Origin of the sequence: Thermohalobaculum sediminis, assembly GCF_023487995.1 — a bacterium.
Taxonomy (GTDB): Bacteria; Pseudomonadota; Alphaproteobacteria; order Rhodobacterales; family Rhodobacteraceae; genus Thermohalobaculum; species Thermohalobaculum sediminis.
This window is the reverse complement of record NZ_JAMFKN010000003.1, coordinates 1-23,927: the sequence shown is the minus strand read 5'-3', so window position 1 is coordinate 23,927 and position 23,927 is coordinate 1. Positions and strand designations below refer to the sequence as shown.

The 23,927-nt window shown below is 71.7% G+C and carries 21 protein-coding genes; 12 read left to right on the top strand and 9 right to left on the bottom strand.

Annotated features, from left to right (window positions below; translation table 11 throughout):
• Positions 1-59 precede the first annotated feature (59 nt).
• Both M1105_RS07325 and M1105_RS07320 read left to right on the top strand, forming a co-directional pair.
• A complete protein-coding gene (locus M1105_RS07325; protein ID WP_249579702.1) occupies positions 60-731 on the top strand; it encodes a glutathione S-transferase in 672 nt (223 codons plus the stop codon).
• A 187-nt stretch (positions 732-918) separates the two neighbouring features.
• Positions 919-1,236 carry a YegP family protein gene (locus M1105_RS07320; RefSeq protein WP_249579701.1) on the top strand — a complete coding sequence of 106 codons (318 nt, stop codon included), beginning with the start codon at positions 919-921 and terminating at the stop codon, positions 1,234-1,236.
• Between the two features lie 70 nt (positions 1,237-1,306).
• Here the strand turns inward: M1105_RS07320 and M1105_RS07315 are convergent, their stop codons facing one another.
• From M1105_RS07315 to ccrA, 3 genes are all read right to left on the bottom strand, one after another.
• Positions 1,307-2,824: a DUF2125 domain-containing protein gene (locus tag M1105_RS07315; protein WP_249579700.1), complete on the bottom strand. Its 1,518-nt coding sequence runs from the start codon at positions 2,822-2,824 to the stop codon at positions 1,307-1,309.
• Between the two features lie 38 nt (positions 2,825-2,862).
• Positions 2,863-4,374, bottom strand: coding sequence for an AAA family ATPase (locus M1105_RS07310; RefSeq protein ID WP_249579699.1), 1,512 nt, complete (start codon positions 4,372-4,374; stop codon positions 2,863-2,865).
• A gap of 122 nt (positions 4,375-4,496) precedes the next feature.
• On the bottom strand, positions 4,497-5,771 hold the full coding sequence (ccrA, locus tag M1105_RS07305) for a crotonyl-CoA carboxylase/reductase (RefSeq protein WP_249579698.1): 1,275 nt from the start codon (positions 5,769-5,771) through the stop codon (positions 4,497-4,499).
• 166 nt (positions 5,772-5,937) lie between these two features.
• On the opposite strand from ccrA, the gene M1105_RS07300 reads away from it, so the two are divergent.
• Together M1105_RS07300 and M1105_RS07295 are read left to right on the top strand one after the other, a co-directional pair.
• The gene (locus tag M1105_RS07300) at positions 5,938-8,055 is read left to right on the top strand and encodes a protein meaA (RefSeq protein WP_319936783.1); all 2,118 of its coding nucleotides are present in this window, start codon (positions 5,938-5,940) and stop codon (positions 8,053-8,055) included.
• Positions 8,052-8,549: a GreA/GreB family elongation factor gene (locus tag M1105_RS07295; protein WP_249579696.1), complete on the top strand. Its 498-nt coding sequence runs from the start codon at positions 8,052-8,054 to the stop codon at positions 8,547-8,549. Before M1105_RS07300 ends, M1105_RS07295 begins: the two co-directional genes overlap by 4 nt.
• A 276-nt stretch (positions 8,550-8,825) precedes the next feature.
• Here the strand turns inward: M1105_RS07295 and M1105_RS07290 are convergent, their stop codons facing one another.
• Positions 8,826-9,617: an alpha/beta fold hydrolase gene (locus tag M1105_RS07290; RefSeq protein WP_249579695.1), complete on the bottom strand. Its 792-nt coding sequence runs from the start codon at positions 9,615-9,617 to the stop codon at positions 8,826-8,828.
• A gap of 172 nt (positions 9,618-9,789) precedes the next feature.
• On the opposite strand from M1105_RS07290, the gene M1105_RS07285 reads away from it, so the two are divergent.
• The gene (locus tag M1105_RS07285; protein WP_249579694.1) at positions 9,790-10,395 is read left to right on the top strand and encodes a C15 family peptidase; all 606 of its coding nucleotides are present in this window, start codon (positions 9,790-9,792) and stop codon (positions 10,393-10,395) included.
• A 27-nt stretch (positions 10,396-10,422) separates the two neighbouring features.
• Here the strand turns inward: M1105_RS07285 and M1105_RS07280 are convergent, their stop codons facing one another.
• Together M1105_RS07280 and M1105_RS07275 are read right to left on the bottom strand one after the other, a co-directional pair.
• Positions 10,423-11,361, bottom strand: a complete 939-nt coding sequence (locus tag M1105_RS07280; protein ID WP_249579693.1) for a pirin family protein — start codon at positions 11,359-11,361, stop codon at positions 10,423-10,425.
• A gap of 65 nt (positions 11,362-11,426) precedes the next feature.
• Positions 11,427-12,389 carry an NAD(P)-dependent oxidoreductase gene (locus tag M1105_RS07275; protein ID WP_249579692.1) on the bottom strand — a complete coding sequence of 321 codons (963 nt, stop codon included), beginning with the start codon at positions 12,387-12,389 and terminating at the stop codon, positions 11,427-11,429.
• 150 nt (positions 12,390-12,539) lie between these two features.
• Here M1105_RS07275 and M1105_RS07270 point away from each other — a divergent pair, with 150 nt between their 5' ends.
• On the top strand, positions 12,540-12,884 hold the full coding sequence (locus M1105_RS07270; RefSeq protein WP_249579691.1) for a hypothetical protein: 345 nt from the start codon (positions 12,540-12,542) through the stop codon (positions 12,882-12,884).
• Between the two features lie 25 nt (positions 12,885-12,909).
• Here M1105_RS07270 and M1105_RS07265 read toward each other — a convergent pair whose 3' ends face one another.
• Both M1105_RS07265 and M1105_RS07260 read right to left on the bottom strand, forming a co-directional pair.
• Positions 12,910-14,493, bottom strand: coding sequence for a trimethylamine methyltransferase family protein (locus tag M1105_RS07265; protein ID WP_249579690.1), 1,584 nt, complete (start codon positions 14,491-14,493; stop codon positions 12,910-12,912).
• A 108-nt stretch (positions 14,494-14,601) separates the two neighbouring features.
• Positions 14,602-15,333 (bottom strand): HAD family hydrolase, encoded by a 732-nt coding sequence (locus M1105_RS07260; RefSeq protein ID WP_249579689.1) that lies wholly within the window; start codon positions 15,331-15,333, stop codon positions 14,602-14,604.
• A gap of 460 nt (positions 15,334-15,793) precedes the next feature.
• Here M1105_RS07260 and M1105_RS07255 point away from each other — a divergent pair, with 460 nt between their 5' ends.
• From M1105_RS07255 to M1105_RS07235, 5 genes are all read left to right on the top strand, one after another.
• Positions 15,794-16,081, top strand: coding sequence for a PqqD family protein (locus M1105_RS07255; protein ID WP_249579688.1), 288 nt, complete (start codon positions 15,794-15,796; stop codon positions 16,079-16,081).
• Positions 16,078-16,554: a lasso peptide biosynthesis B2 protein gene (locus tag M1105_RS07250; protein WP_249579687.1), complete on the top strand. Its 477-nt coding sequence runs from the start codon at positions 16,078-16,080 to the stop codon at positions 16,552-16,554. The genes M1105_RS07255 and M1105_RS07250 overlap by 4 nt, the downstream gene beginning before the upstream one ends.
• Positions 16,555-16,623: 69 nt before the next feature.
• Positions 16,624-17,862 carry a sugar-transfer associated ATP-grasp domain-containing protein gene (locus M1105_RS07245; protein WP_249579686.1) on the top strand — a complete coding sequence of 413 codons (1,239 nt, stop codon included), beginning with the start codon at positions 16,624-16,626 and terminating at the stop codon, positions 17,860-17,862.
• Positions 17,855-19,033: a phosphoenolpyruvate carboxykinase (ATP) gene (locus tag M1105_RS07240; RefSeq protein ID WP_249579685.1), complete on the top strand. Its 1,179-nt coding sequence runs from the start codon at positions 17,855-17,857 to the stop codon at positions 19,031-19,033. Before M1105_RS07245 ends, M1105_RS07240 begins: the two co-directional genes overlap by 8 nt.
• Positions 19,030-20,856, top strand: coding sequence for an ATP-binding cassette domain-containing protein (locus M1105_RS07235; protein WP_249579684.1), 1,827 nt, complete (start codon positions 19,030-19,032; stop codon positions 20,854-20,856). The genes M1105_RS07240 and M1105_RS07235 overlap by 4 nt, the downstream gene beginning before the upstream one ends.
• A gap of 121 nt (positions 20,857-20,977) precedes the next feature.
• Here the strand turns inward: M1105_RS07235 and M1105_RS07230 are convergent, their stop codons facing one another.
• On the bottom strand, positions 20,978-22,675 hold the full coding sequence (locus M1105_RS07230; RefSeq protein WP_249579683.1) for a bifunctional sulfate adenylyltransferase/adenylylsulfate kinase: 1,698 nt from the start codon (positions 22,673-22,675) through the stop codon (positions 20,978-20,980).
• Between the two features lie 179 nt (positions 22,676-22,854).
• Here M1105_RS07230 and M1105_RS07225 point away from each other — a divergent pair, with 179 nt between their 5' ends.
• Positions 22,855-23,688 carry a glycosyltransferase family 2 protein gene (locus tag M1105_RS07225; protein WP_249579682.1) on the top strand — a complete coding sequence of 278 codons (834 nt, stop codon included), beginning with the start codon at positions 22,855-22,857 and terminating at the stop codon, positions 23,686-23,688.
• Positions 23,689-23,927 lie beyond the last annotated feature (239 nt).

Here is a 23,927-nt window from a genome sequence, read left to right as displayed (position 1 = left end):
GACAGGGGGCACGGCCGCATGCGCGTGCGCGCGCGCCCCGTGAGCCTCGGGGGAGCCCCATGACCGCAAGCTATCGCATCGTCATCTCGGACAAGGCCTACTCGAGTTGGTCGATGCGCGGCTGGCTGCTGCTCGCCGCCTTCGACCTGCCGTTCGAGGAGGAATTCGTCCCCCTCTACAGCCCCGAGTTCGAGGCGATGCAGCGCGCCAAGGCGCCGGGGCGCAGCGTGCCGATGCTCGAGATCGCCGAGGGGGGGCGGACGCTGCGGGTCTGGGACAGCCTCGCCATCGCCGAGACGCTGGCCGAGCGCCACCCCGAGGCCGGGCTGTGGCCCGCAGACCCCGCCCATCGCGCGCTGGCCCGCAGCCTCGCAGCCGAGATGCATGCGGGCTTCACTGCGCTGCGCGGCGCCTGCCCGATGAATCTCCACCGCCAAGGGCGCCCGCGTGCGGCCCGTCCCGACGGCGTCGGCGCCGATCTCGAGCGGCTCGCGCTGGTCTGGGGCCACGCGCTCGCGGTGACCGGCGGGCCATGGCTTGGCGGCGCGGTCTTCTCGGCTGCCGATGCCTTTTTCGCGCCGGTGGCGACGCGGCTCGACAGCTACGCGCTGATGACGCCGGGGACCGAGGCCTATGCCGGTCGGCTGCTTGGGCATCCGGCGGTCGCGCGCTGGATCGCCGCCGGGCGCGCCGATCCACGGCGGATCGCGCTCTACGACGGTGTTGACTGAACGTTCCGCGACCACCCCACCCGCCCCGGCTTTGGTCAGCCGGACTGACCGGCCACGCCGGTCCGGCATCTTGCCGTGCGGGGGGATTTTCGCTTGCCGCCCCCGGCCGCATTGTCCACTCTGTTCGCGCATGGTGGCGTCAGACCGCCTGGAGGGAGTCCCCACACGTCAGCGACATGGAGGTATCATGGCCGGAGAGGGTGACAAGTTCGAGGTCTACCAGGACAAGCGCGGCCAGTGGCGCTGGCGTCGCTTCTCGGCTGCCAATGGCAAGATCGTTGGCGCGTCCTGCGAGGGTTACATGTCGAAGGCCGATTGCGAGGCCAACATGAACCGCGGCAGCAACCCCAAGGACAAGTGGGAGATCTACAAGGACAAGCGCGGCCAGTGGCGCTGGCGACGCATGGCCTCGAACGGCAAGATCGTCGGCGCGGCATCGGAAGGCTACAACGCCAAGTCCGACGCCGAGGCGAACGCCGCGCGGCAGGGCTTCACCCCCGGCTGAGGGGGAAACCGGCTGCCGCCTTTCCCGGTGATCGCCGGGCGCGTCGTCCGACGCGATGGCGCCGGGTCGTTTACTGTGCTCCACCGCCGAAGAACCACGCCGGCTCGCCATTGATGCGCGCCTCGCCGTCCTCGAACTCGATTTCGGTCAACAGGGTCTGCGGCGTGTCGCCGGGCCGCGTCAGGTTGGCCGCGGTGGCCGTCACCGCCTGCGCCGCCCCGATGTCGATCAGCCCCGCGCGCACCAGTTCTGCCACCAGCTCCATGCTCCGGTTGAGCGTCAGCGTCAGCTGCCCCGTGGGCCGGTTCGCGGGCTGCGAGAACTCGATGTCGCCGCGCAACTCGGCCGAGCTTCCCAGGAGCGAGACATCGGCGTGGCGCAGGGTCAGGTTGCCAAGCTCGGCCTGCCCCGGCAGCCCGGTCGCCTCGTCGGCCAGCATCCGCGCCGAGCCGATCAGGTCGAGGATCACCTCGCCCGGCGCGCGGACCAGCTCCCCCTCGGGGTCGATCGCCTGCCACAGCGCCTCGTCGGGCGCGATGCGGCCCAGCGCCACGCGGAATGCCAGCTCGTCCATCGCCTCGGCCGGCACCAGGGGCGAGCGGTAGACGGTCTCGATCCGGTCGACCACCGCCGCGCCCCGCAGCCGGACCGCGGGGTCGGCGGGCGCGAGCTCGAAGCGGTTGTTCTCGCTGGTGCCCGAGAGCGCGAGCCGGCCATTCTCGATCGCCAGCACCCCGCCGCTCGCCCCGCTCGTCACCGCGACGCGGCCGCTGCGGGCAGGGTCGTCGCCGCCGACCTCGCCCTCGATGCGCGTGGCGCCGGTCTGAAGCGTCGCGGCGAACCGGCCGCCGCCCGGCGCGCCGGCCAGCACCGCCAGCATCGCCGCCGGCGTGCGCTGGTCGGTCGAGGCGGTCAGCGCCAGCCGGCTGGCGCCGCCCTCGAGCCGGGTCGGTGCGCCGGTCTCGGTCGTGGCCGTCGCGAGGTAGTCGAGCGAGGCGACCGCAACGCGCAGCGCCGTCTCGCCACCTTGCGCCGTGCGGGGCAGATCGAGCGTCGCCTCGAGGCCGGCGAGCTCGACCGCGGCGCTGGGCTCGGGCGCCTCGGCCGCATGGACCGCGAGCAGGGAGCCGGCGCGCAGGGTCAGCGACGCGGGAAGCTCGCCGCTCATCTGCTGCTCGACCACCAGCTCCTCGGCTTCGAACTCGACGCTCAGGGCGCGCGCGCCGCCCTCCGGCTGCCCGCCCGGCGCATCCGCGAGGCCGATCTCGGCCGTGAAGCGCTGAGGCAGGCGGTAGACGATCCGGTCGGGCGCGCCGAGCCCCGCCTCCGCGACGACCTGCGGCAGCTCGGCGCTCAGGCCGAGTGCGCGGTCGCGCGCGGCGACCTGCGGCAGCTCGACGACATAGCCGACCGGAAAGCCGCCGATGCGCGGCTCGCCATGGGTGATCTCGATGCCCTGCGCGGCCAGACGGCTGCGCTCGAGGTCGAGCCGGGCGAGGATCTCGCCCCGCCCGGTCAGCCACAGTGCGCCCCATCCCGCCGCCGCCACGATGACGGCCGCGCCGCCGATCTTCGCCGCCCTGAGCATCGCCCTCTCCTGCCTCCCGCGCGCCCTTGCCGGCGCGGTCATCCGTCCTGCGCGCCACCCAGCGGCTTGGCCGCCCGGCCGATCATCGCGCGCGTGACCCACACCAGTTCCCGCTCGGCCCGGGTGATCGCGACATAGGCCAGCCGCGCCCACAGCGGAAGCCCCGCCTCGGTCTGGCCCGCCCGCGCCGCGGCCCACAGGTCCGGCGCGAACACCTGCACGCGCGGCCACTGCGAGCCCTGCGCCTTGTGGATCGTCACCGCCGCGCCATGCAGGAACACCGCCCCCATGCGCGCGGCCGAGACCAGCAGCGGCTCGGCCCCGTCGGGCTGCTCGATCTGGATGATGGAGGCCACGCTCACCCCAGGCTCGCCGGTGCCGATGATGCGCACGCGCTGGTAGGCTGGCCGCGCGCCGGGGCCAAGATAGACCGCCTGCGCGCCCTTGATGAGCCCGTGCGCTTCCAGCGCGATGCGCTCCTTGCGGCGTTTGAGAGGCAGTTCCAGCCCGTCGCAGATCAGGGGCTCGCCGGGCGCCAGCGCGTCGGGGGCGATGCCGTGCGCGGCGCGGAAGGCCGCGATCAGCCGCAGCCGCGTCTTGTTGCGCCAGACCAGCATGGGGCTTTCGCACATCAGGTCGGCGTCGGCGCGGGGGGCGATGACCACGCGGGGGTCGCGCGTGGCGGCCTCGCGCACGGCGTCCTCGAACGCCTCGAAGCTCAGCCCCTCGCGACCCAGCAGATGCGCGAGGTCGAGGATCGGGCTGTCCTCGGCCTGCCGGTGGATGCGGCTCAGCGCAAGGCGCCGCGCTGGGGGCAGGCTGTCGAACACCATCGCGCCGCGCTCGCCCACTGGTGCAAGCTGCGCGGGGTCGCCGAAAAGGATGACGAGGCCGAAAATCTCGGAAAGGTCCTGAAGCTGACGCGGCTCGATCATGGAGGCCTCGTCCACCAGCGCGATGTCGAGGGGCTCGTCGCGCCGCTTCCAGCCGGTGATGAAGTCCGACCCTCGCACGCCCGCCGCCGCCAGCGCGCTCGCAACCGAGCCGTGGCTCTCGAACGAGGCCTTGGCGCGGTCGAGCGCCTCCGGCGTCATGGCATCGGTCGCGGGCCTCGCGTGCCGCTCGCCCGCGATCCACTCGGCGATCTCCTCGAAGTCGGGGTCGTAGACCGGGGTGTAGACGATGCGGTGGATCGTGGTCGCGGGCACGCCGCGCGCCTGCAAAACCGAGGCCGCCTTGTTGGTGGGCGCGAGCACGGCGAACGAGCGAGCGTCGCGGCGCTTGGGCTCGTAGTCGGGCCGCACGCTGCGCAGCCCCGCCGCCGCAAGCCCGTGGGCGAGCCGCGCGAGCAGCACCGTCTTGCCCGAGCCCGCCTTGCCGGTGATGGCCAGCACCTCGCCCTCGCCCGCCGCCTCGGTGCGCGGCGTGGTATCGCCCGCCTCGATATCGACGCCATGCGCCTTCAGCCGCGCGGCCAGCATCGCCCAAGCGGCGGCCTGGTCGTCGGAGAGGGGCAGCGGAGCCTCGGTTCGCGGGTTGTCGAGCAGCATCGCCCCTGTCTAAGCCCCCGCCCGCCGCGCGGCCAGTGCGTTTCGCGCGAAACGGAGCGCCGCGCCGGGTTGCCCCGGCGCGGCGCGCATCTCCTCCCCCGGACCCGGGCCGATTGCGGCTCTCAGGCGGCGCCCGCCTCGCGCGCGTCCTCGATCGTGCGCAGCCCCGTGGTGGGGGCCGAGACCAGCACCGCCATGTTGCCGGGCTTGTGCTCGTTGCGCATCATCTTCATGTGCGCGGTCGGGATGTCGGCCCAATCGAACACCTCGGACATGCAGGGGTCGAGCCGGCGTTCCAGCATCAGCTTGTTCGCGGCCGAGGCCTGCTTGAGATTGGCGAAGTGGCTGCCCTGCACCCGCTTCTGGTGCATCCACAGGTAGCGCACGTCGAAGGTCAGATTGTAGCCCGTGGTGCCCGCGCAGATCACCACCATGCCGCCGCGCTTGACCACGAGGACCGAGACCGGGAAGGTCGCCTCGCCGGGGTGCTCGAACACCATGTCGACATTGTTGCCCTTGCCGGTGATGTCCCAGATCGCCTTGCCGAACTTGCGCGCCTCGTCGAACCAGGCCTTGTACTCGGGCGTGCCGACCTTCGGAAGCTGGCCCCAGCACTTGAAGTCCTTGCGGTTGATCACCCCCTTGGCGCCGAGGCCCAGCACGAAGTCGCGCTTGTCCTCGTCCGAGATGATGCCGATCGCGTTCGCCCCCGCCGTGTTGATGAGCTGGATCGCGTAGGAGCCAAGCCCGCCCGAGGCGCCCCAGACCAGCACGTTGTCGCCGGGCTTCAACTCATGCGGCTCGTGCCCGAACAGCATGCGGTAGGCGGTGGCCAGCGTCAGCGTGTAGCAGGCCGATTCCTCCCAGGTCAGGTGCTTCGGGCGCGCCATCAGCTGCTGCGCCTGCACGCGGGTGAACTGGGCGAAGCTGCCGTCGGGCGTCTCGTAGCCCCAGATCCGCTGGCTGGGCGAGTACATCGGGTCGCCGCCGTTGCAGTGCTCGTCGTCGCCGTCGTCCTGGTTGCAGTGGATGACGACCTCGTCGCCCACCTTCCACCGTTTCACCTTGTCGCCCACCTTCCAGACGATCCCCGAGGCGTCCGAGCCCGCGATGTGATAGGGCTGGCCGTGCCCGTCGAACGGGCTGATCGGCTTGCCGAGCGCGGCCCACACGCCGTTGTAGTTGACGCCCGCGGCCATCACGAGCACCAGCACCTCGCCCGAGTCGATTTCGGGCGTCTCGACCACCTCGACCTGCATCGCGATGTCGGGCTCGCCATGCCGCTCGCGGCGGATGCACCAGGCATGCATGCGGGCGGGCACATGGCCGAGCGGCGGGATCTCGCCCACCTCGTAGAGGTCCTTCAGCGGGGCTTGGGTGGCGGGGGCGCCGTCCATGTCTCGTCTCCTGCGGCCGTGCTGCGCGGCCGCGCCGCGCAACAATCGTTCAAAAACTGACTTCCCGCGTTAATGACATTGCCGCAACTGTGGCGCAAGGGGTTTTGTGCAGCGCATCAGGGAAATCCGTCCTGATGACAGGGCTTGGCCGGCTCCGGGTTGAAATCTGGCGGTATTCGGCCTGAATCGACCATATCTTGCTGCAGGTGGGTCCAGCGAGACAGAAAATTACAATGTATTTTGCGCTGCGCTGCGAAATAAGCTAGAGCGGCAGGACGATTCCGGATCGAATCGACGCCGACCCTTCGAGAGGCCCGACATGACCGCCCAGAAAGACCGCCCCTGGCTCTTCCGCACCTATGCCGGCCATTCGACGGCGGCGGCCTCGAATGCGCTCTACCGCGCGAACCTCGCCAAGGGGCAGACGGGGCTCTCGGTCGCGTTCGACCTGCCGACGCAGACCGGCTATGACAGCGACGACCCGCTCGCGCGCGGCGAGGTCGGCAAGGTGGGGGTGCCCGTCAGCCATATCGGCGACATGCGGCGGCTGTTCGCGGACATTCCGCTGGGGCAGATGAACACCTCGATGACCATCAACGCGACCGCGGCCTGGCTGCTCGCACTCTACATCGCCGTGGCCGAGGAGCAGGGTGAGGACATCGCGGCGCTTCAGGGCACGGTGCAGAACGACATCATCAAGGAGTATCTGAGCCGCGGCACATATGTGTTCCCGCCCGCGCCGTCCCTGCGCCTGATCGGCGATGTCGCGGCCTACTGCTACGCGCATGTGCCGAAATGGAACCCGATGAACGTCTGCAGCTATCACTTGCAGGAGGCGGGCGCGACGCCCGAGCAGGAGCTTGCCTTCGCGCTCGCTACGGCCTGCGCCGTGCTCGACGAGGTGCGCCCGCGCGTGAGCGCCACGGATTTTCCCGGCATCGTCGGCCGCATCTCGTTCTTCGTGAACGCGGGCATCCGTTTCGTGACCGAGATGTGCAAGATGCGCGCCTTCGTGGACCTGTGGGACGAGATTTGCCGCGAGCGGTATGGTGTCACCGAACCGGGGCTCAGGCGCTTTCGCTATGGCGTGCAGGTGAACAGCCTCGGGCTCACGGAACAGCAGCCCGAGAACAACGTCTATCGAATCCTGATCGAGATGCTGGCGGTGACGCTGTCGAAGAAGGCCCGCGCCCGCGCCGTGCAGCTTCCCGCTTGGAACGAGGCGCTGGGCCTGCCGCGCCCCTGGGACCAGCAGTGGTCGCTGAGGATGCAGCAGATCCTCGCCTACGAGACCGACCTGCTGGAATACGCCGACCTGTTCGACGGCAACCCCGCGGTCGAGGCCAAGGTCGAGGCGCTGAAGGCCGGTGCGCGCGACGAGCTGGCCCGCATCGACGCCATGGGCGGCGCGGTTGCGGCCATCGACCACATGAAGGGCGCGCTGGTCGAGAGCAACACCCGCAGGCTCGCAGCCATCGAGGCGGGCGAGACGGTGGTCGTCGGCGTGAACCGCTACACCCAGACCGAACCCTCGCCGCTGACGGCGGGCGAAGGCGGCATCCTCGTGGTCGATCCGGCCGTCGAGGCCGAGCAGGTCGCGGCACTGCAGGCGTGGCGCCGAGGCCGCGACGAGGCGGCCGTCGAGGCCGCCCTCGCCGCGCTCGCACGTGCCGCGCGAGGGGACGAGAACATCATGGGCCCGTCCATCGCCGCCGCGAAGGCGGGCGTCACCACCGGCGAATGGGGCCGCGTGATGCGCGAAGCGTTCGGCGAATACCGCGCGCCCACGGGCGTGGGAAAGGCGGTTGCGGCGTCCGCCGAGGGGCTCGCGGCCATCCGCGCCGAGGTCGAGACGGTCTCGCGCCGCCTTGGCCGGCGCATCAAGTTCCTCGTCGGCAAGCCCGGCCTCGACGGCCACTCGAACGGCGCCGAGCAGATCGCCGTGCGCGCCCGCGACTGCGGCATGGAGGTGGTCTACGAGGGTATCCGCCTGACGCCCGCCCAGATCGTCAACGCAGCGCTGGAGGAAGGCGCGCATGTGGTCGGCCTCTCGATCCTCTCGGGCAGCCACATGGAGCTTGTCACCGAGGTGGTCGAGCGCATGCGGGCGGCGGGGCTCGACGACGTGCCGGTGGTGGCGGGCGGCATCATCCCGGAGGAGGACGCCCGGACCCTGATGGCGAGGGGCGTCGCGCGGGTCTACACGCCCAAGGATTTCGAGCTCAACCGGATCATGGCGGATATCGTGAAGCTGGTGAGCGAGGGGGCAATGGAGGCGGCGTGAGCAGGGCCTTCACCCGCGAGGACGACGGCTCGGCCCCCGAGGCCCTGCCGGACCTGCCGCAGAGCCCGCACCCCAACTACGTCACGCCCGAGGGGCTCGCGGCCCTTCAGGCGCGGCTGTCGGAGGCACGCGCGGCGCTCGAGACGCATCGGGCGGGGGGCGACGATCCGGCGGCGCGGATGGCGTCGGCGGTGGCCGGGCGCGACATCCGCTATCTCGAGGAACGGCTGCGCCGCGCCATCCCGGTCGACCCGGCCGCGCAGCCGCCCGGCATCGTCGCCTTCGGCGCAGAGGTCACGGTCGAGGACGAGGACGGCGGATCCCGCGTCTTCCGCATCGTGGGCGAGGACGATGCCGATCCCGCGCGGGGTTGGATCACCGCCTTCTCGCCGCTCGGGCGCGCGCTGGTCGGGCTTCGGGTGGGCGACGTCGCGGTCTGGGAGCGCCCCGCCGGCCGCGCCGAGCTCGAGATCACCGCAATTCGCTTTCCCTGAGAGTGGGTCGTGCTGCGCGATGGGCCCGGCGCTGGGCCACGATGCGGGATGGTCCCAATGCTTTGCGAGGTCACGGCTCGAGCCCGGGCCCCATGGCAGCGGCGGCGTAGGGCTGGGTTAGCCCCGCCAATCTTTGCGCGACCGATGGCTGGGTGAACCCTGCGCTACGGGCTCGATTCCGGCGGCAGGGCCTGCGTGGAGGATTTCCGTGAAGGAAACTCGGGATCAGCGCGATAACTCCGGTCTCACGCGTCAGAGTCAGCTTCGGCGCGCGGCTCACAGCCCCTTGAGCCACCCATCCACTCGGCCCACGAACTCGTCGGGCCGCTCGGCATGGAGCCAGTGGCCGGCGCCCTCGATCGCCTCGATCTCGGCCGCGGGGAATAGGGCGCGGATGCGGGGATGCGTGGGTGGCGCCGCGTAGTCCGAGGCGCCGCCGTGCAGGAAGAAGGCCGGGCCCTCGTAGGCGCTCCCGGGCAGGTCCGAAGGAAAGCTCAGGATCGCCTCCATGTTGGCCTCGAGGGCCGCGAGGTTGAGCCGCCACTTCGCGCGGCCCTCCTTCATCTCGAGGCTCTGCAGGATGAAGGCCCTCAGCCCCGCGTCGGGGATCGCACCCGCCAGCAAGGGATCGGCGTCGGATCGCCGGGTGACGCGGCCGAGGTCGAGGCCCCGCATCGCCCGGACATAACCCAGATGCGAGTGCCGGTAGGGTACGGGCGCGATGTCGACCGCCACGAGCGCCGCCACCACCCCGGGCTCGGACAGCGCGAGCGTCATCGCGGCCTTGCCGCCCATCGAATGCCCAAGGACGTTCGCACGCCCGCCGCAGAGCCGCCGGGCGGCGTCGGCCAGATCCTCGGCCATCGCCTCGTAGCTCATCACCGGGTCCCAGGGGCTGGCGCCGTGGTTGCGCATGTCCACCGCCACCACCCGCCGCGTCGTCGCGAGCCGCCGCGCCAGCGTGTGGAAGTTGCGGCCCTGCCCGAACAGGCCATGCGCGATCAGGAGCGGCGGCTCGGCCTCGGCTTCGGCTGCGGCGTAGTCGAGATGGGCGAGGGCGACGGGCATGGCGGGCCTCTTCTGCGGCGCGGCGTGGGCCTTCGGGTTAGCGGCGCGGGCGGGGCGGTGCAAGGCCGATCCCGGCGCTGCTGCCGCAGGGAAGGGTGCAGATCCGGCCTCGACGCGCGGCCTTGCACCGGCGCTGGGACGCGGCGCCCGGCCCTTGCTGCGGCATCGCGTGATGCGGGGTTCGCGGCGGGGCTGGCGCAGCGGGCCGCGCCGCGGCATCCTCCGCCGCATGGCCGAGATCCTCGTCACGGGCTTCGAGCCCTTCCGCCACTGGACCCGCAATTCGAGCTGGGAAGGCGCGCGCCTGCTTTCTGCGAACCTGCGTGACACCGTGGCCGAGTGCCTGCCGGTCGATCACGCCGCTGCGGCCTCGGCGCTCGCCGCGGCGGTGGCGCGCGAGGGGCCGCGGGTTCTGCTGATGGCGGGCCTCGCCTCCGACCCCGTCCTGCGGCTCGAGATGCTCGCCCGGCCCGGGCCGCTCGCGCCCTGGTCGGCGGAGACCCGGCGGGGGCGGTGGGACTGGGCCGCGGCGCTTTCAACGATGCGCGGGGCGGGCCTCGCGGTGCGGGTCTCGCGCGATGCGGGCGGCTATGTCTGCGACACGACCTACTGGGCGGCGCTGGGCGAGGCGGTGCCGCGGGTGGCCTTCCTCCACGTCCCCCCGCCCGGTCCGGTCTGGACGCCCGAGCGGGTTGCGCGGGCGATGGCGGGGATGCTGGCCGGCGCGCCGCGGGCTGGCGAGCGGCGTCGCGCGAGCGTGGTGCCCGCGCTCGCCTGAGCGGACGCGGCCCCGCGATCCCGGGGCTCAGCGCTCCGGCAGGGGGACGAACTCGGCGTCGTCGCCGGGCGGCAGGCGGAAGCGGCCATGCTGCCAGTCGCCCTCGCGCCACGCCTGTTTCGCGGCCTCGATCCGCTCGCGCGAGGAGGCCACGAAATTCCACCAGATGTGGCGCGGACCGCCCAGCGTCTCGCCGCCGAGCAGCATCAGGCGCGCGGGCTCGGTGGCGCGAAGCGTGATGCGGTCGCCGGGGCGGAAGACCATCATGCGCCCCGCCTCGAACCGCTCGCCCGCGACCTCGACCGTGCCGGAGAGGACATAGACCGCGCGGTCCTCGTGCTCGTCGGGCATCGGCAGGGCTGCGCCTGCGTCCAGCTGGGCATCGGCATAGAACATCTCGGAGAAGGTCTTGACGGGTGCCCGCGCGCCATAAGCGGTGCCGAGGATCATTCGCACCGACTTGCCCTCGGCGTCGACCACCGGCAGGGCCTCGCGCGGCTGGTGCTCGAAGCGGGCCGCCGCATCCTCGGCCGCCTCGGGCAGGGCGACCCAGGTCTGGATGCCGAACAGCGACTTCTCGGGCCTCGCGCGCTCGGCGGCGCCGGTGCGCTCGGAATGCGTGATGCCGGATCCCGCGATCATCCAGTTCACCGCGCCCGGCGTGATCTCCATCGAGGTGCCGAGGCTGTCGCGGTGGTGCAGTGCGCCCCGGAACAGGTAGGTCACCGTCGCGAGGCCGATATGCGGGTGGGGCCGCACGTCGATGCCTTGGCCGGTGAGGAACTCGGCGGGGCCCATCTGGTCGAAGAAGATGAAGGGCCCCACCATCTGGCGCCGCGCCGCGGGCAGGGCGCGGCGCACCTCGAAGCCGCCGATGTCCCGAGCGCGGGGGATGATGACGGTCTCGATCCGGTCGACCTCGTCGCCGGTCGGGCAGTGGGGGTCGAGGGCGGGATTCCAGGACATCGGCGCTCTCCTTCGGCTTGCACTGAGTGTAGCCGAAGGAGCGCCCGCCCGCGACGCCCCTGCGGTCAGCGCACCTCGGCGGGCGGCACGACCTCGCGGCCCGGCGCTTTCGGCTCGTCGTCCACCAACTCGTCGGGGAAGCCCGGGGCGGTGACGGAAAGGCCCGTCGCCTCCTCGATCCGGCGGATGATCTGGTCGGACTGCTCGTGTGGCCCGTAGCGCCGGGCACCGTCCTCGAAGACGCGGATCAGCAGGGGATTGAGGTCGAGCGGCACACCGGTGCGGTCGGCAATCGCCTGGAAGAGCCCGATGTCCTTGAGCACGAGCTGCATGGTGAAGTCGATCTTGCGCGAGCCGGACAGGATCAGCTTGCTCTCGGTCTCGTGGGTGAAGGAGTTCCCCGACGAGATGCGGATGGCCTCGTAGGTGGTGGCGAGGTCCATGCCCGCGGCCTTCATCACCGCCAGCGCCTCGCACAGCGAGACGAGATTGGCGGTCGCCAGCACGTTGGTCATGACCTTGAGCGTCGAGGCGGTGCCGAGCGCGCCGCAATGCAGGATGTCGTGGCCCATCAGACCGAGCACCGGCAGCAGGCGCTCGAACACCGCCCGCTCGCAACCTGCGAGGATCGCGATGTTGCCCGAGGCCGCGCGATGCACGCCGCCCGTCACCGGGCAGTCCGCGGCGTGGCCGCCGGCGGCTGCGACCTTCGCGCCGATGCGCGTCACCTCGGCCGCGTCGGTCGTGGACATCTCGGCCCAGATGGCGCCGGGGCGCATGGCCGCGAGCACGCCATCCGCCCCCTCCATCACCGCGGCCGAGGCGGCGGGCGAGGGCAGGCAGGTGACGATCAGGTCGCACTCCGCCGCCATCGCAGCGGGGCTCTCGGCCCATTTCGCACCGGCCGCGACGAGCGGCTCGGCCGCCGCTCGGTCAAGATCGCGCACGTTGAGGTCGATGCCGCCTCTCAGCAGCGAGGCCGCGAGCTTTCCCCCGACATTGCCGAGGCCGATGAATCCGGTCTTCATTCAGGTTTCCCCCGTTCGACGATTCCGCGACGCTAACGCGCCGTGGTGTCAGTGGGCTTGGCGGGAAGCGACGGCGGATGTCTCGGACAGGCAATGCCGTGGCGCGACGACCGCTACCGGGAGGCGCGATCGCCCGCTATCATGTGGCGCATGAGACGGCTGCTGATCGCCATTCTGCTGGTGGCCGGATGCGCCACCGCCAAGGGCTACGAGGCCATGCTGGAGGGCTGGCTCGGCGCCAGCGAGCGCGAGTTGGTGGCGGGCTGGGGCGTGCCGGACTCGATCTACGAAGCCGACGGGGTCCGGTTCCTCCAGTATTCCGACACTGAAGTCTACGGCTCGGTCGATCCCGGCTATTTCTCGGTCTGGGGCGGTGGTGTCTACACGGGCGTCGGCGCGAGTCGCATCTACACCCGCCGCTGCGAGACCACCTTCACGCTGGAGGATGGCCGGGTCACGGCCTGGCGCTACGACGGCGGCGGCTGCCGCGCCTGAGCGCCTGGGCGCGCGCGCCCTCCGATCAGAAATCTGTGGGCGCACCCCCCTCGGCCTTGCGGCGAGCGACGAAGGCGTCGAGTTCCTCGCGGGTGCCCTCGTCCATGGCGGGCGGCTCGAATTCGGCGAGGATCTGCTTCCAGATCCGGTTCGCGCGTTCCGGCGTCTGGACGGCGCCGCTCTCCTCCCAAGTCTCGTAGTTGCGCCAGTCCGACAGGAAGGGCGCGTAGAAGGCGGTCTCGTAGCGGCTCTGGGTGTGCTCGGCGCCAAAGAAGTGGCGCTGGCTCGGCGGCATGGCATCGACCGCGCGGATCGCGTCGACCGCGAGGTCGTCCTCGGTGACGCCGATCGGCTGGTTGTAGGCGATCACCTGCTGCAGCGTCTCGCAGTCCATCACGAACTTCTCGAAGGAGGCGCAGAGCCCACCCTCGAGCCAGCCCGCCGCGTGATATACGACGTTGGCGTGACCCGTCACGCAGGCCCAGAGCGAGAAGGCGCTCTCCCACGCCGCCTGCGCGTCGGGGCAGTTGGCGGCACAGGCGTTCGAGGCACGCATCGGCAGGCCGTAGAAGCGCGCCATCTGGCCCGACATCTGGGTCGCGCGCATGTATTCGGGCGTCCCGAAGGCGGGCGCGCCGGACCGCATGTCGACGTTCGAGGTGAACGAGCCCATCACCACCGGGCAGCCAGGGCGGATGTGCTGGAGCAGCACGATCGCGGCCAGCGCCTCGGCCGTCTGCTGGGCGATGGCGCCGGCGAGGGTGACCGGGGCCATGGCGCCCGCCAGCGTGAAGGGCGTGACGATCACCGGCTGGCCGCGGGCCGCCAGCCGCATCGCGCCGTCGAGCATCGGCCAGTCGTGCTTGAGGGGCGAGGTCGAGTTGATGTTGGTGTACATCCGCGGCGTCGCCTCGAACTCGGCATGGCTGAGGCCGCCGGCGATGCGGACCATCTCCATCGCGTCCTCGACCCGCTCTGTTCCCAGCGAGTAGGCGTGGACGACCTTGTCGCCCAGCACCAGCTTGTCGCGGATGCAGTCGAGGTGCCGGACCGAGGGGTGGATGTCGACCGGCTCGACCGGGTAGCCGCCCAGCATGTGGATGCAGTTGAAATGCTGGCTGAGTCGGATGAGGTTGCGGAAATCCTCGATGCTGCCCGCCCGTCGCCCCCGGTCGAGGTCCGAGCAGTTGGGCGGCGACGAGACGTTGATGAACACCTGCGCGCGCCCGCCGATCTCGACCGCGCGGGCGGGGTTGCGGGGCGTGATGGTGAAGCGCGGGGGCGCTTTCGCCACCAGTTCGCGGACCATCTCGCGGCCCATGCGGACGCGATCCGAGCCGTCGGCGACCTCGGCTCCCGCGGCCTTCAGGTGGTGCCGGGCCTCGGGGTGGAGGAAGTCGATGCCGATTTCCTCGAGGATGCGCATTGCCGCGTTGTCGATGGCGGCGACGCCCTCGGGCGTCAGCGGCTCGACCGGCGCGTCGGTCAGCTGCGGGATCGTCCAGTCGAGCTGGCGCAAGCCGCCCCCGCCGCCGCGCCGGCGCTGTCCCGCCCGCCCGCCCGTGCGCCGCGCGCGCCCGCCTTCGCCTGCCGTCTCGTCGTGATCCATCGCCGGGGCCTCCCTGTCGCGCCGACAATGCGGCGCGGGCCGAGGGAATTGCGCGCGCGGATGCGTCACGCGCTGTCGCGTTTTCGATGCGGCGGGCGGCGGCGGGCCTCAGGCGAGGCTGTCGAGGAGCGCCGGAAGCGCCGCGATCGAGGGCAGGATGTGGTCGGCATGGGGGGCGAGGTCCTCGGCCGTGGCGGGGCCGGTGAGCACGCCCACGGCGAAGGCCGCGCCGGCCGCCGGGACCATCTCGAGATCGTGGCGGCTGTCGCCCACCATGATGACGCATTCCGGCGCGATCCCCGCCTGCCGGGCGAAGGCGAGCAGCATCGCAGGAGCCGGCTTCAGCGCGTGCCCGCTGTCATAGCCCGCGATGAAGGCGAAGCGGTCGAGCGCGCCGGCGGCGCCAAGCTGCACGCGCGCGCCTTCCTCGGTGTCGTGGGTCGCAACACCCAGCGCGAGGCCGCGGGCGGCGAGGCCGTCGAGGAGGCCCGGCAGGTCGGGTGCCGCGGTGACGAGCCCGCCCGGGCGGCGCGCAACCGCCAACGCGGCGGCATTCGCCATTTCCTCGATGACGCGCGCGCCGAGGTCGGGCCGGTGGCGCGCCCAGATCGCCGCCGTCTCGGCAGTCGCGCCCGCGACGATGGGCGAGCCCGGCAGGAAGCGGCGCGCGGCCGCATCGTAACCCGCATCCGACGCCATCGCCGCGCGGTCCGCGGGCGCGGGGGCGAGGTCGTCGAGCAGCATCTCGACCACTCCTGCCCATGTCGCCTGGAAGTCGAAGAGCGTGCCGTCCTTGTCGAACAGGATTCCGGCGACAGGCATGCGGCGCGGGCGGGGCATCTGGGGAACTCCGGGAAAGGGTCCGTTCCAGATAATGACGCCCCGGGCCGCTGTCGAGGGCGCAGATGCCCGCCGCGAAGCCAGCCGATGGCGTGCGAGAGAGCGCCGCCCGGGGGGCGGAAGTTCCGCGCGGGGTGGGACCGAGGGTTTGCGCCCCGGCGTTTCCGGCGGCGGGTCGCACATGTTGCCGGCTGGTGGCGCCCCCGCAAGCAATCTTGATCTTCTTCACGCGTCTCGGTAGGTTGCTACACGTTATCGTGTTATTGGAGCGCGTGTAGGATGAGTAATCGAGTGAAGTGGACCCCGCCCGTGATCAAGTCCTTGCCGATCAAGGCGACAGAGGATCCCACTCTGCCGGGGTGCACGCCGTCGGGGGTGAACATTCCGCAGAAGTGCGACTCCTGATCCGTCTTGGGCCGGCAGCCTTCGGGTGCCGAGGTCGAGCCGGAATCCGGGGGGAATGTCCAGCGTAATGCAACGTGATACTGTCCTGAGACGTGCGCCCGGGGTGATTCAGGCGCCGCTCGATCAGGCTTTGATCTTCATGAACATCGATGCGGGCCAGTATCTCATGCTCGAGGACACGGCCCGCGACATCTGGGACATGATCGACGGCGAGCGGAGCATCGACGATATCGTCGCGCTGCTGACGCAGAAATACGACGTCGAGGAGACGGTGTGCCGCGCCGAGGTCATCGCGTTCGCCGAGTCGCTGCTCGATCAGAAGATGATCGAACCTCCCCGATGATGATCGCGCCTCTGGGACCCCCGAGGCACCGCCTTCCGGCGGCCCGCCTGGCGCGACCGATCCTGTTCGAGGCCCTCCTCGAGATCGCACTGTGCACGGCCCTGACCGCCTTGCCGGAGCGGTGGTACTTTCGTCTGCTGGACCTGCGTCGCTGCGAGCCGGGAGCGGCGGAAGCCGCGGCGCCTGCCTCCGAGGCGGTCCAGGCCGCGGTCGCGGTGGGGCGCGCGATCGAGGCGGTGGGCCGTCGGGTCGGTTTTCGTGCCGTCTGCCTGCAGCGCGCGCTTGCCGCGCGGCGGATGCTGCGCCGGCGCGGGATCGCATCGACGGTGCATTTCGGGCTGCGCCGCAAGGGTGGGCAGGACAGGGTCCGGGCGGGGCTCGGCGCTCATGCCTGGACCACCGTGGGGGATGTCGTGGTGACCGGCGCGCTTCCGGACCTCGCGGATTACGTCGTTGTCGGACGGTATCGCTGAACATCCGGGACACCGCCGCCATTCGGGGTGGCGAGGATGCCCCGCGAAATTTCCGTGGGTCCGGCGCGAATGACAGCGGGCCTGCGCGCGAGGCTGCGGCGCGTCCTCGACCCCGCGCGCTATCGCGACGTCCTTGGCGAGGGCGCGCCATGGCCGCCCGCGGGCAGTCGGCGGGCAGACAGGGCTGCGCAGATCCGGCATGCCGCATGGGTGGCGCGGCGAGCGCGGTTCGGGCCTTTCCTGCGCGTCCTCGTCGCCGTCGGGCAGGCGGCGGGCTGGCCGGTCATGACGCTGAGGCCCGCGCGCATCCTTGCGCAGCGCGGCGGGCGGGGATGGTCCGGCGCCTTCGCGCTCTGGCGCAGCGCGATGCGGAGCGGGATGACGCCGCTCGAGCAGTTTGCCTACCGGGTCCCCGCCGACCGGCCGGCCGAGGCGAACCGCTGGTTCCTCCATGCCGAGTTCTGTCACCTCAACCGCGCGCTGGCCTCGACGGCGGCGCGGGCGCTCTGCGACGACAAGGTGGCCTTCGCGCGGCTCGCGGCCGAGCGGGGCGTTCCGGTGCCGGCGACACTGGCCGTCGTCCAGCCGGGTGCGCCCGGAGATATTGGCGACGCGCTTGCGGCGGCCTGCGACGGGGTCGTGCTCAAGCCCGTCACGGCCTTCCGCGCGCAGGGGCTCGAGGCATGGGTGCCCCGAGAGGAAGGGAGATGGCAGCGCGCCTCCGGCGCCGCCCTGACGCTGGAGCGAAAGGCGCTGGGCGCGAGGGTCGCAGACCTCGCTACACGGCATGGCGCGATGCTGCTGCAGCCGATGGTCCCGGCGCATCCGGCGCTGGCGCGTGCCGACCTCGTGCTTCCTCCGGTGCTGCGAATGATCACCGGGCGCGCCCCGGAGGGGGCGGTCACCCTCGCCTATGCGACGCTCTGGTATTCGCTCGTTCCCGAGGGGGCGGAGCGGGTGATGGGCATCACCGTGATCGATCCCGGCTCGGGCCGCCCGATCACGACGCAGATCCAGCAGGAGTCGCATCTCGACTGGCTGGCGCCGGTCGCGGGCCTCGATCTGCCCGACGCCCCACTGCCGTTCTGGGAGGCGTCGGTCGGCGCCGTCAGCGCTGCCCACCGGATGCTGGACTGCGGCGTGCCGGTGGTCGCCTGGGACGTGGTGATCTCCCCCTCCGGGCCGGTCGTCCTGGAGGGCAACATCGGCACGTCGATCTACTACCAGCAGACCGTGACCGGCATCCCGGGCTCGGAGAGCGCGCTGGGGCCGGTGGTCGAGGCATGGCTGCACAGGCGGGGTGGCTAGCGGACGCCACGGCGCGCCGCAGCACGGGCGCGAGTGGCTGCTCGACATCGGCGCGGCGCTGGGGGAAAACAGCCGGAGCGCGAGGGGAGAGACAAGCGGTGTCGAGGACGATGGCAGGATCGCGCCGGGCTGCCCTGGGGTGGCGGCGGACGGGACGGGCGCGGGGCGGCGCGGCATGACCGGCGCGGGCGGCTTCCGCTATCGCGCGCACGGCCTCGAGATCCAGTCGGACTTCGAGGTGCCGGAGTTCCGCCGCTCGCCATGCGCCGCGCCGGCCGACATCCGCATCCGGCACGATCCCGCTGCAGCCGCGGTCGTGCGCCGCGCGGCGGCGCGCGCGGGCCGCGAGCCGCGGGATACCGAGGTGATCGAGGCCGACCCGACCGAGGGTGGCGGCGCGTTCGAGGTCGCGGGCGTGGGCGCGTTCTGGGTGCGCGACGGGCGTGACATCCGCGTGGCGCCCGATGCGGGCGCCGATCCGGGGATGGTCGCGCTCTACACGCTGGGGACGGCGATGGGCCTTGCGCTGTTCCAGCGCGGTGCGCTGGTGCTGCATGGCGCCTCGGTGGCGCATGGCGGGCGGGCGACGCTGATCCTCGGCCGCAGCGGCGCCGGCAAGTCGACCCTGGCCGCGCGGCTTGGGGTGGCCGGCTGCCCGATCCTGGGCGACGACACGGTGGCGCTGTGGCCGGCGGGCGGGGCGGGGCGCTTCGCGATCCATCCGTCGGGGACGAGCTTCAAGTTATGGCGCGACGCGCTCGACGCGGCGGGGCTGGCGGGCGCGGCCGGGCCGCGGGTCGCGAGCCGGGTGGACAAGTTCTACCTGGCCAATCCCCGCGCCGCCGAGGAGCGCCCGCACGAGCTGGCGGAGATCCTGATCCTCGCGGCGTCGGATGCGGGAGAGGTGCCGCGGATCGAGCCGCTGGCGCTGCTCGAGGCGGTGCGGGCGATCGGCGAGAACGTCTACCGGCCGCAGTTCGCCGAGGCCTTTGGCCGGCGGGGCGAGGAGTTCGTCGAGGTCGCCTCGCTGGCGGGCGCGGTGCCGGTGGCGCGCCTCGTCCGGCCATGGGATCACGCGGCGTCCGAGGCGGTGGCCGGGCTGTTGCGCGCGCGCTGGTCGGGCGATGGCCCCCCGGGGGCGCGCGACGTCGCGCAGGGGCGCGCGCGATGAGCGAGCCCGCCGAGCCCCGTGCCGCGGACGGTGCGGCCGGCAGGCAGGCGCAGCTCGCGCTGTTCAGGCTGTTTCGCGCGCACGCGGGCGCGGGGCTGTGGCGCACGGCAGCGCTGGTGCTGGGCGCCGCGCTGCTCGAGGGGGCGGGGGTGCTGTTGCTGGTGCCCCTGATCTCGCTGGTCCTGGGCGGACCCGACGCCGCGGGCCGGGCCGGGCAGGTCGCGTCCCAGGCCTTCGAGGCGCTGGGCGTGACCCGACGGGACGGGCAGCTTGCGCTGGGGCTCGGGGCATTCCTCGGGGTCGTGGCGCTCCGCGCGGCGGTCGATCTTGCACGCGCCCGTTCGATGCTGGGCCTGGCGATGGGCTTCGTCGTGGCCCTGCGGCGGCACTTCTTCACGGCGCTGGCGGCGGCGCCGTGGCACGCGGTGGCGGGCCTCGACCGCGAGGCGGCGGGGCATTCGCTGAGCATCGACCTGGGCCGGGCCGAGGGCTTCGTCTGGGGGTTCTGGAGCGGGCTGCTCGCCGCCGTCTCGCTGGCCGTGTACGGCGCCATCGCGATGGTTGTGGCGCCCGTGATGACGCTGGTGGCGGCCGCGATTGGCGCGGCGCTGTTCCTAGCGCTGCGCCCGTTGCGCCGGCGCGCCGGGCGGTTGGGGGCCGAATTGAGCGCCACGGATGCGGGGCTCTACGGCCAGACGGGGCGGTTCCTCGCCGGGCTCAAGCCCGCCCGCGCGCACCGGCTGTCCGAGGCCTATGGCGCGCGCTCGGTCGCCGCGGCCGAGCGGGTCGCCGAGCGCTCAGCCGCGATCCGCATGGACCTCGCGCTGGGCAGCATCGCAATGCAGACGGCGGTCGCGGTCGCCGCGGCGCTGGTGGTGCTCGCGGGGGTTGTCGCGACCGATGCGGGGCCCGAGGCGCTGATCGCGATGTTGCTGATCCTCGTGCGGATCGTCGGCCCCTTCCAGACCCTGCAACACGCGTTGCAGGGCATGGCGAGCGCGGCGGCGGCCTATGCGGCGGCCGAGGGCAGATTGGAAGCGGCGCTGGCCGGTGCACGGGCCGAGCCGGTGGTGGATCCGCGCCCGGTCACGCGCCCGCCGGCGCTGGCGCTCGAAGGCGTCAGCTTCACGGCGGGCGGGAGCGTGCTGCTGAGCGGCATCGTCTGCCACGTGCCGGCGGGCCGCGTCACGCTCGTTGCTGGGGACTCCGGCTCGGGCAAGACCACGCTGTGCGACCTGCTATCGGGGCTCGCGCGGCCGGAGCGCGGGGTTCTGACCGTCGACGGGGCGCCTGCCGACGCGGCCTTGCGCGCGGGGCTTGCCGAGGTGCTCGCCTATGTCGGGCAGGAGCCGTTCCTGATCGAGCCGACGCTGCGCGCGAACCTTGCCTGGGGCGCGCGCGGGCAGGCCGACGAGGCGGCGATGCGCGCGGCGCTGAACGCCGTGGGGGCGGGCGGGCTGCTGGCGGGGCTGCCCGAGGGGCTCGACACGCAGGTGGGCCCGGATGCGACGCGCTTCTCGGGCGGCGAGCGCCAGCGGCTGCGCCTTGCCCGCGCGATCCTGCGCCGCCCGCAGCTGGTGATGCTGGACGAAGCGACGAACGCGCTTGATGCGGCGGCCGAGGCCGAGGTGCTGGCCGGGCTGCGGCACGAACTGTGCGAGGCCACGGTCGTTCTCGTCTCGCATCGGCCTGCGGCGCTCGCGCTCGCGGATCACGTGATCTGGCTCGAAGCGGGCCGCGTGGCTGAGGAGGGCGAAGCCGCGGCGCTGCTGGCCGACCCGTCGAGCCGGACTGCCCGCTGGTGGCGCCCGACGACGGCCTAGCCCCCCGCGGGATGGTGCCATCCGCGCCGATGACCCGGAGGGCCGGCCCGATCTCGAAGAAAAAGGGCCCCGGCTGGCGCCGGAGCCCCGAAGCGTTGCGGCTGGGCTGGCCCCGTCGGTATCAGCCGAACAGGCCGAGGCTTTCCAGCTTGAGCATCACCTGATGCGCGCAGTCGTCGGGCGTCACGCTCACGGTCTCGACGCGGACCTCGGGGCTCTCGGGCGCCTCGTAGGGGTCCGAGATGCCTGTGAACTCCTTGATCTTGCCCTCGCGCGCGAGCTTGTAGAGCCCCTTGCGGTCGCGCCGCTCGCATTCCTCGACCGAGGTCGCGACATGAACCTCGACGAAGGCCCCGTACTGCTCGATCATCTCGCGCACCGCGCGCCGCGTGGCGGTGTAGGGGGCGATCGGCGCGCAGATGGCGATGCCGCCGTTCTTGGTGATCTCGGACGCCACATAGCCGATGCGCTTGATGTTGATGTCGCGGTGCTCCTTGGAGAAGCCCAGTTCCGACGAGAGGTGCTTGCGCACCACGTCGCCATCCAACAGCGTCACCGGGCGCCCGCCCATCTCCATCAGCTTGACCATCAGCGCGTTCGCGATGGTGGACTTGCCCGAGCCCGAGAGCCCGGTGAAGAACACCGTGAAGCCCTGGCGCGAGCGCGGCGGCGAGGTGCGGCGCAGTTCGGTCACCACCTCGGGGAACGAGAACCAGTCGGGGATCTCGAGCCCCTCGCGCAGGCGGCGGCGCAGCTCGGTGCCCGAGATGTCGAGCACGGTCATGCCCTGCTCGACCTCGTCGGCGGGAAAGTACTGCGCGCGCTCCTGCACATAGACCATCTGCTTGAAGGGGACCATCTCGATCCCGGTCTCTGCCTCGTACTGCTTGAACATCTCCTGCGCGTCGTAGGGGCCGTAGAAGTCCTTTCCCTGGCTGTTCTTGCCGGGGCCGGCATGGTCGCGGCCGACGATGAAATGGGTGCAGCCGTGGTTCTTGCGGATGATGCCGTGCCAGACCGCCTCGCGCGGGCCCGCCATGCGCATGGCGAGATTGAGCAGGCTCATATGCGTGGTCGCCGGCGGATACTTGTCGAGCACCGCCTCGTAGCAGCGCACCCGCGTGAAGTGGTCGACGTCGCCGGGCTTGGTCATGCCGACGACCGGGTGGATCAGCAGGTTCGCCTCGGCCTCCTTGGCGGCGCGGAAGGTCAGCTCCTGATGCGCGCGGTGGAGCGGGTTTCGGGTCTGGAAGGCCACGACCTTGCGCCACCCCATCTTGCGGAAATAGGCGCGCAGCTCGTTCGGTGTGTCGCGCCGGCCCTTGAAGTCGTAGTGCACCGGCTGCTGCAACCCGGTGACCGGGCCGCCGAGATAGACCTTGCCCGCGGTGTGATGCAGGTAGTTGACCGCCGGGTGGGCGAGGTCGTCGGCGCCGAACACCTTCTCGGCCTCGCGCTTCTTGTTCGGCACCCACTTGTCGGTGACCGACATGATGGCGAGGATCACGCCCTCGGCGTCCCTGAGCGCGATGTCCTGACCGGGCTCGACCCTGGCGGCGAACTCCTCGCTCACGTCGAGCGTGACCGGGATCGGCCAGAGCGCGCCGTCCGAGAGGCGCATGTGCTCGACCACGCTGTCGTAATCAGCCTCGCCGAGGAATCCCTTGAGCGGCGCGAAGCCGCCGTTCATCAGGAGCTCGAGATCGCAGACCTGGCGGTGGGTGAGATCGTGGCTGACGAGGCGCCCGGCCTCGACCTTCAGTTTGGCGGCGCTCTCGGGCGAGACGTAGAGCTCGGGGATCGGCGTGGTGTTGAGCATGATGGCGTGTCCGGAATTCGCTGGCGGGAGCACCGGCGCCTATGGCGGGCCATGGCCGGCTTGGCCGCCTTGTGGCGGTGCGGCGCGGCAAATTCAACCCCCTGCGCGCGGCGGGGCAGGGTTGCAGGCGCGGTGTTTTGCCCCGCATGATGCCGCCGGGCAACGGGCGGAGCCTGCACATGCGGCGGGAGGCGGGCGTGGCGGATGACGACGCAACGGCGCGAGGGGCCGCGCCGGATGGGGCGAAGCTTCCGGTCTCGGTGTTCCTGATCGCGCGCGACGAGGCGGTGCGCCTGCCCGCGACGCTCGCCGCGCTGGGCTGGGCCGGGCAGGTGGTGCTGGTCGATTCGGGCAGCACCGACGCGACCTGCGAGGTCGCCCGCGCGATGGGTGCCGAGGTCCATCACCGCGACTGGGACGGCTATGGGCCGCAGAAGGCGTTCGCCGAGAGCCTTTGCCGCAACGACTGGATGCTCAATGTCGACGCCGACGAGGTGGTGACACCGGCGCTTGCCGCCGAGATCGCGGCGCAGTTCGCGGACGGCCCGCCGCCGCCGGGCGCATGGCGGGTGCGGATCCTCAACGTCTATCCCGGGGACGACCGGCCCCGGCCGCTGGCCGCGGATTACGAGGTGGTGCGGCTCTACCATCGCGCGGCGGGCCGGTATCGCGCGCACCCGCTTTTCGACCGGGTCGAGCTTTCTCCGGGCGTGCGGCCCGGCCGGCTGGCCGCGCCCCTCCACCACTTTCCGCTGATCTCCTGGGAGCATTTCGTCGACAAGGAGAACCGCTATTCCAGCTTCGCCGCCAACGCGGCCCGGCCGCGCGGTCGCACCGGCCTGATTCTGCGCCTGCCGCTGGAGTTTCCTCTGGCCTTCGTGAAGTTCTACCTGCTGCGCCGGCATGTGACCGGAGGCTGGAAAGGCTTTGCATTCTCGATGGTTGCGGCCTTCGGGCGAACGCTGAGGGTGATCAAGATGCTGGCCCGAAGCGAGGGCCGGGCAGAAAAATGACAATCGGATGAAATGGGGGTGTTGACTTCGATCCGGCGATTCCCCTATATCCACCGGGCTGGCGGGAACGACCGCAGGCAACAAGGCGAACAGGGCAGCGATTGGACTGGGGTAGACCAGTGCGATCGGGTTTTTTCGCCTCGCTCTTTGAAAATTGAACGCATGAAGGGATATGCGGGCGGTTTGGTTTGTCTTGGCGACGGACGGATCGACGCATATCGGCCACCTAGGGGTTTCGG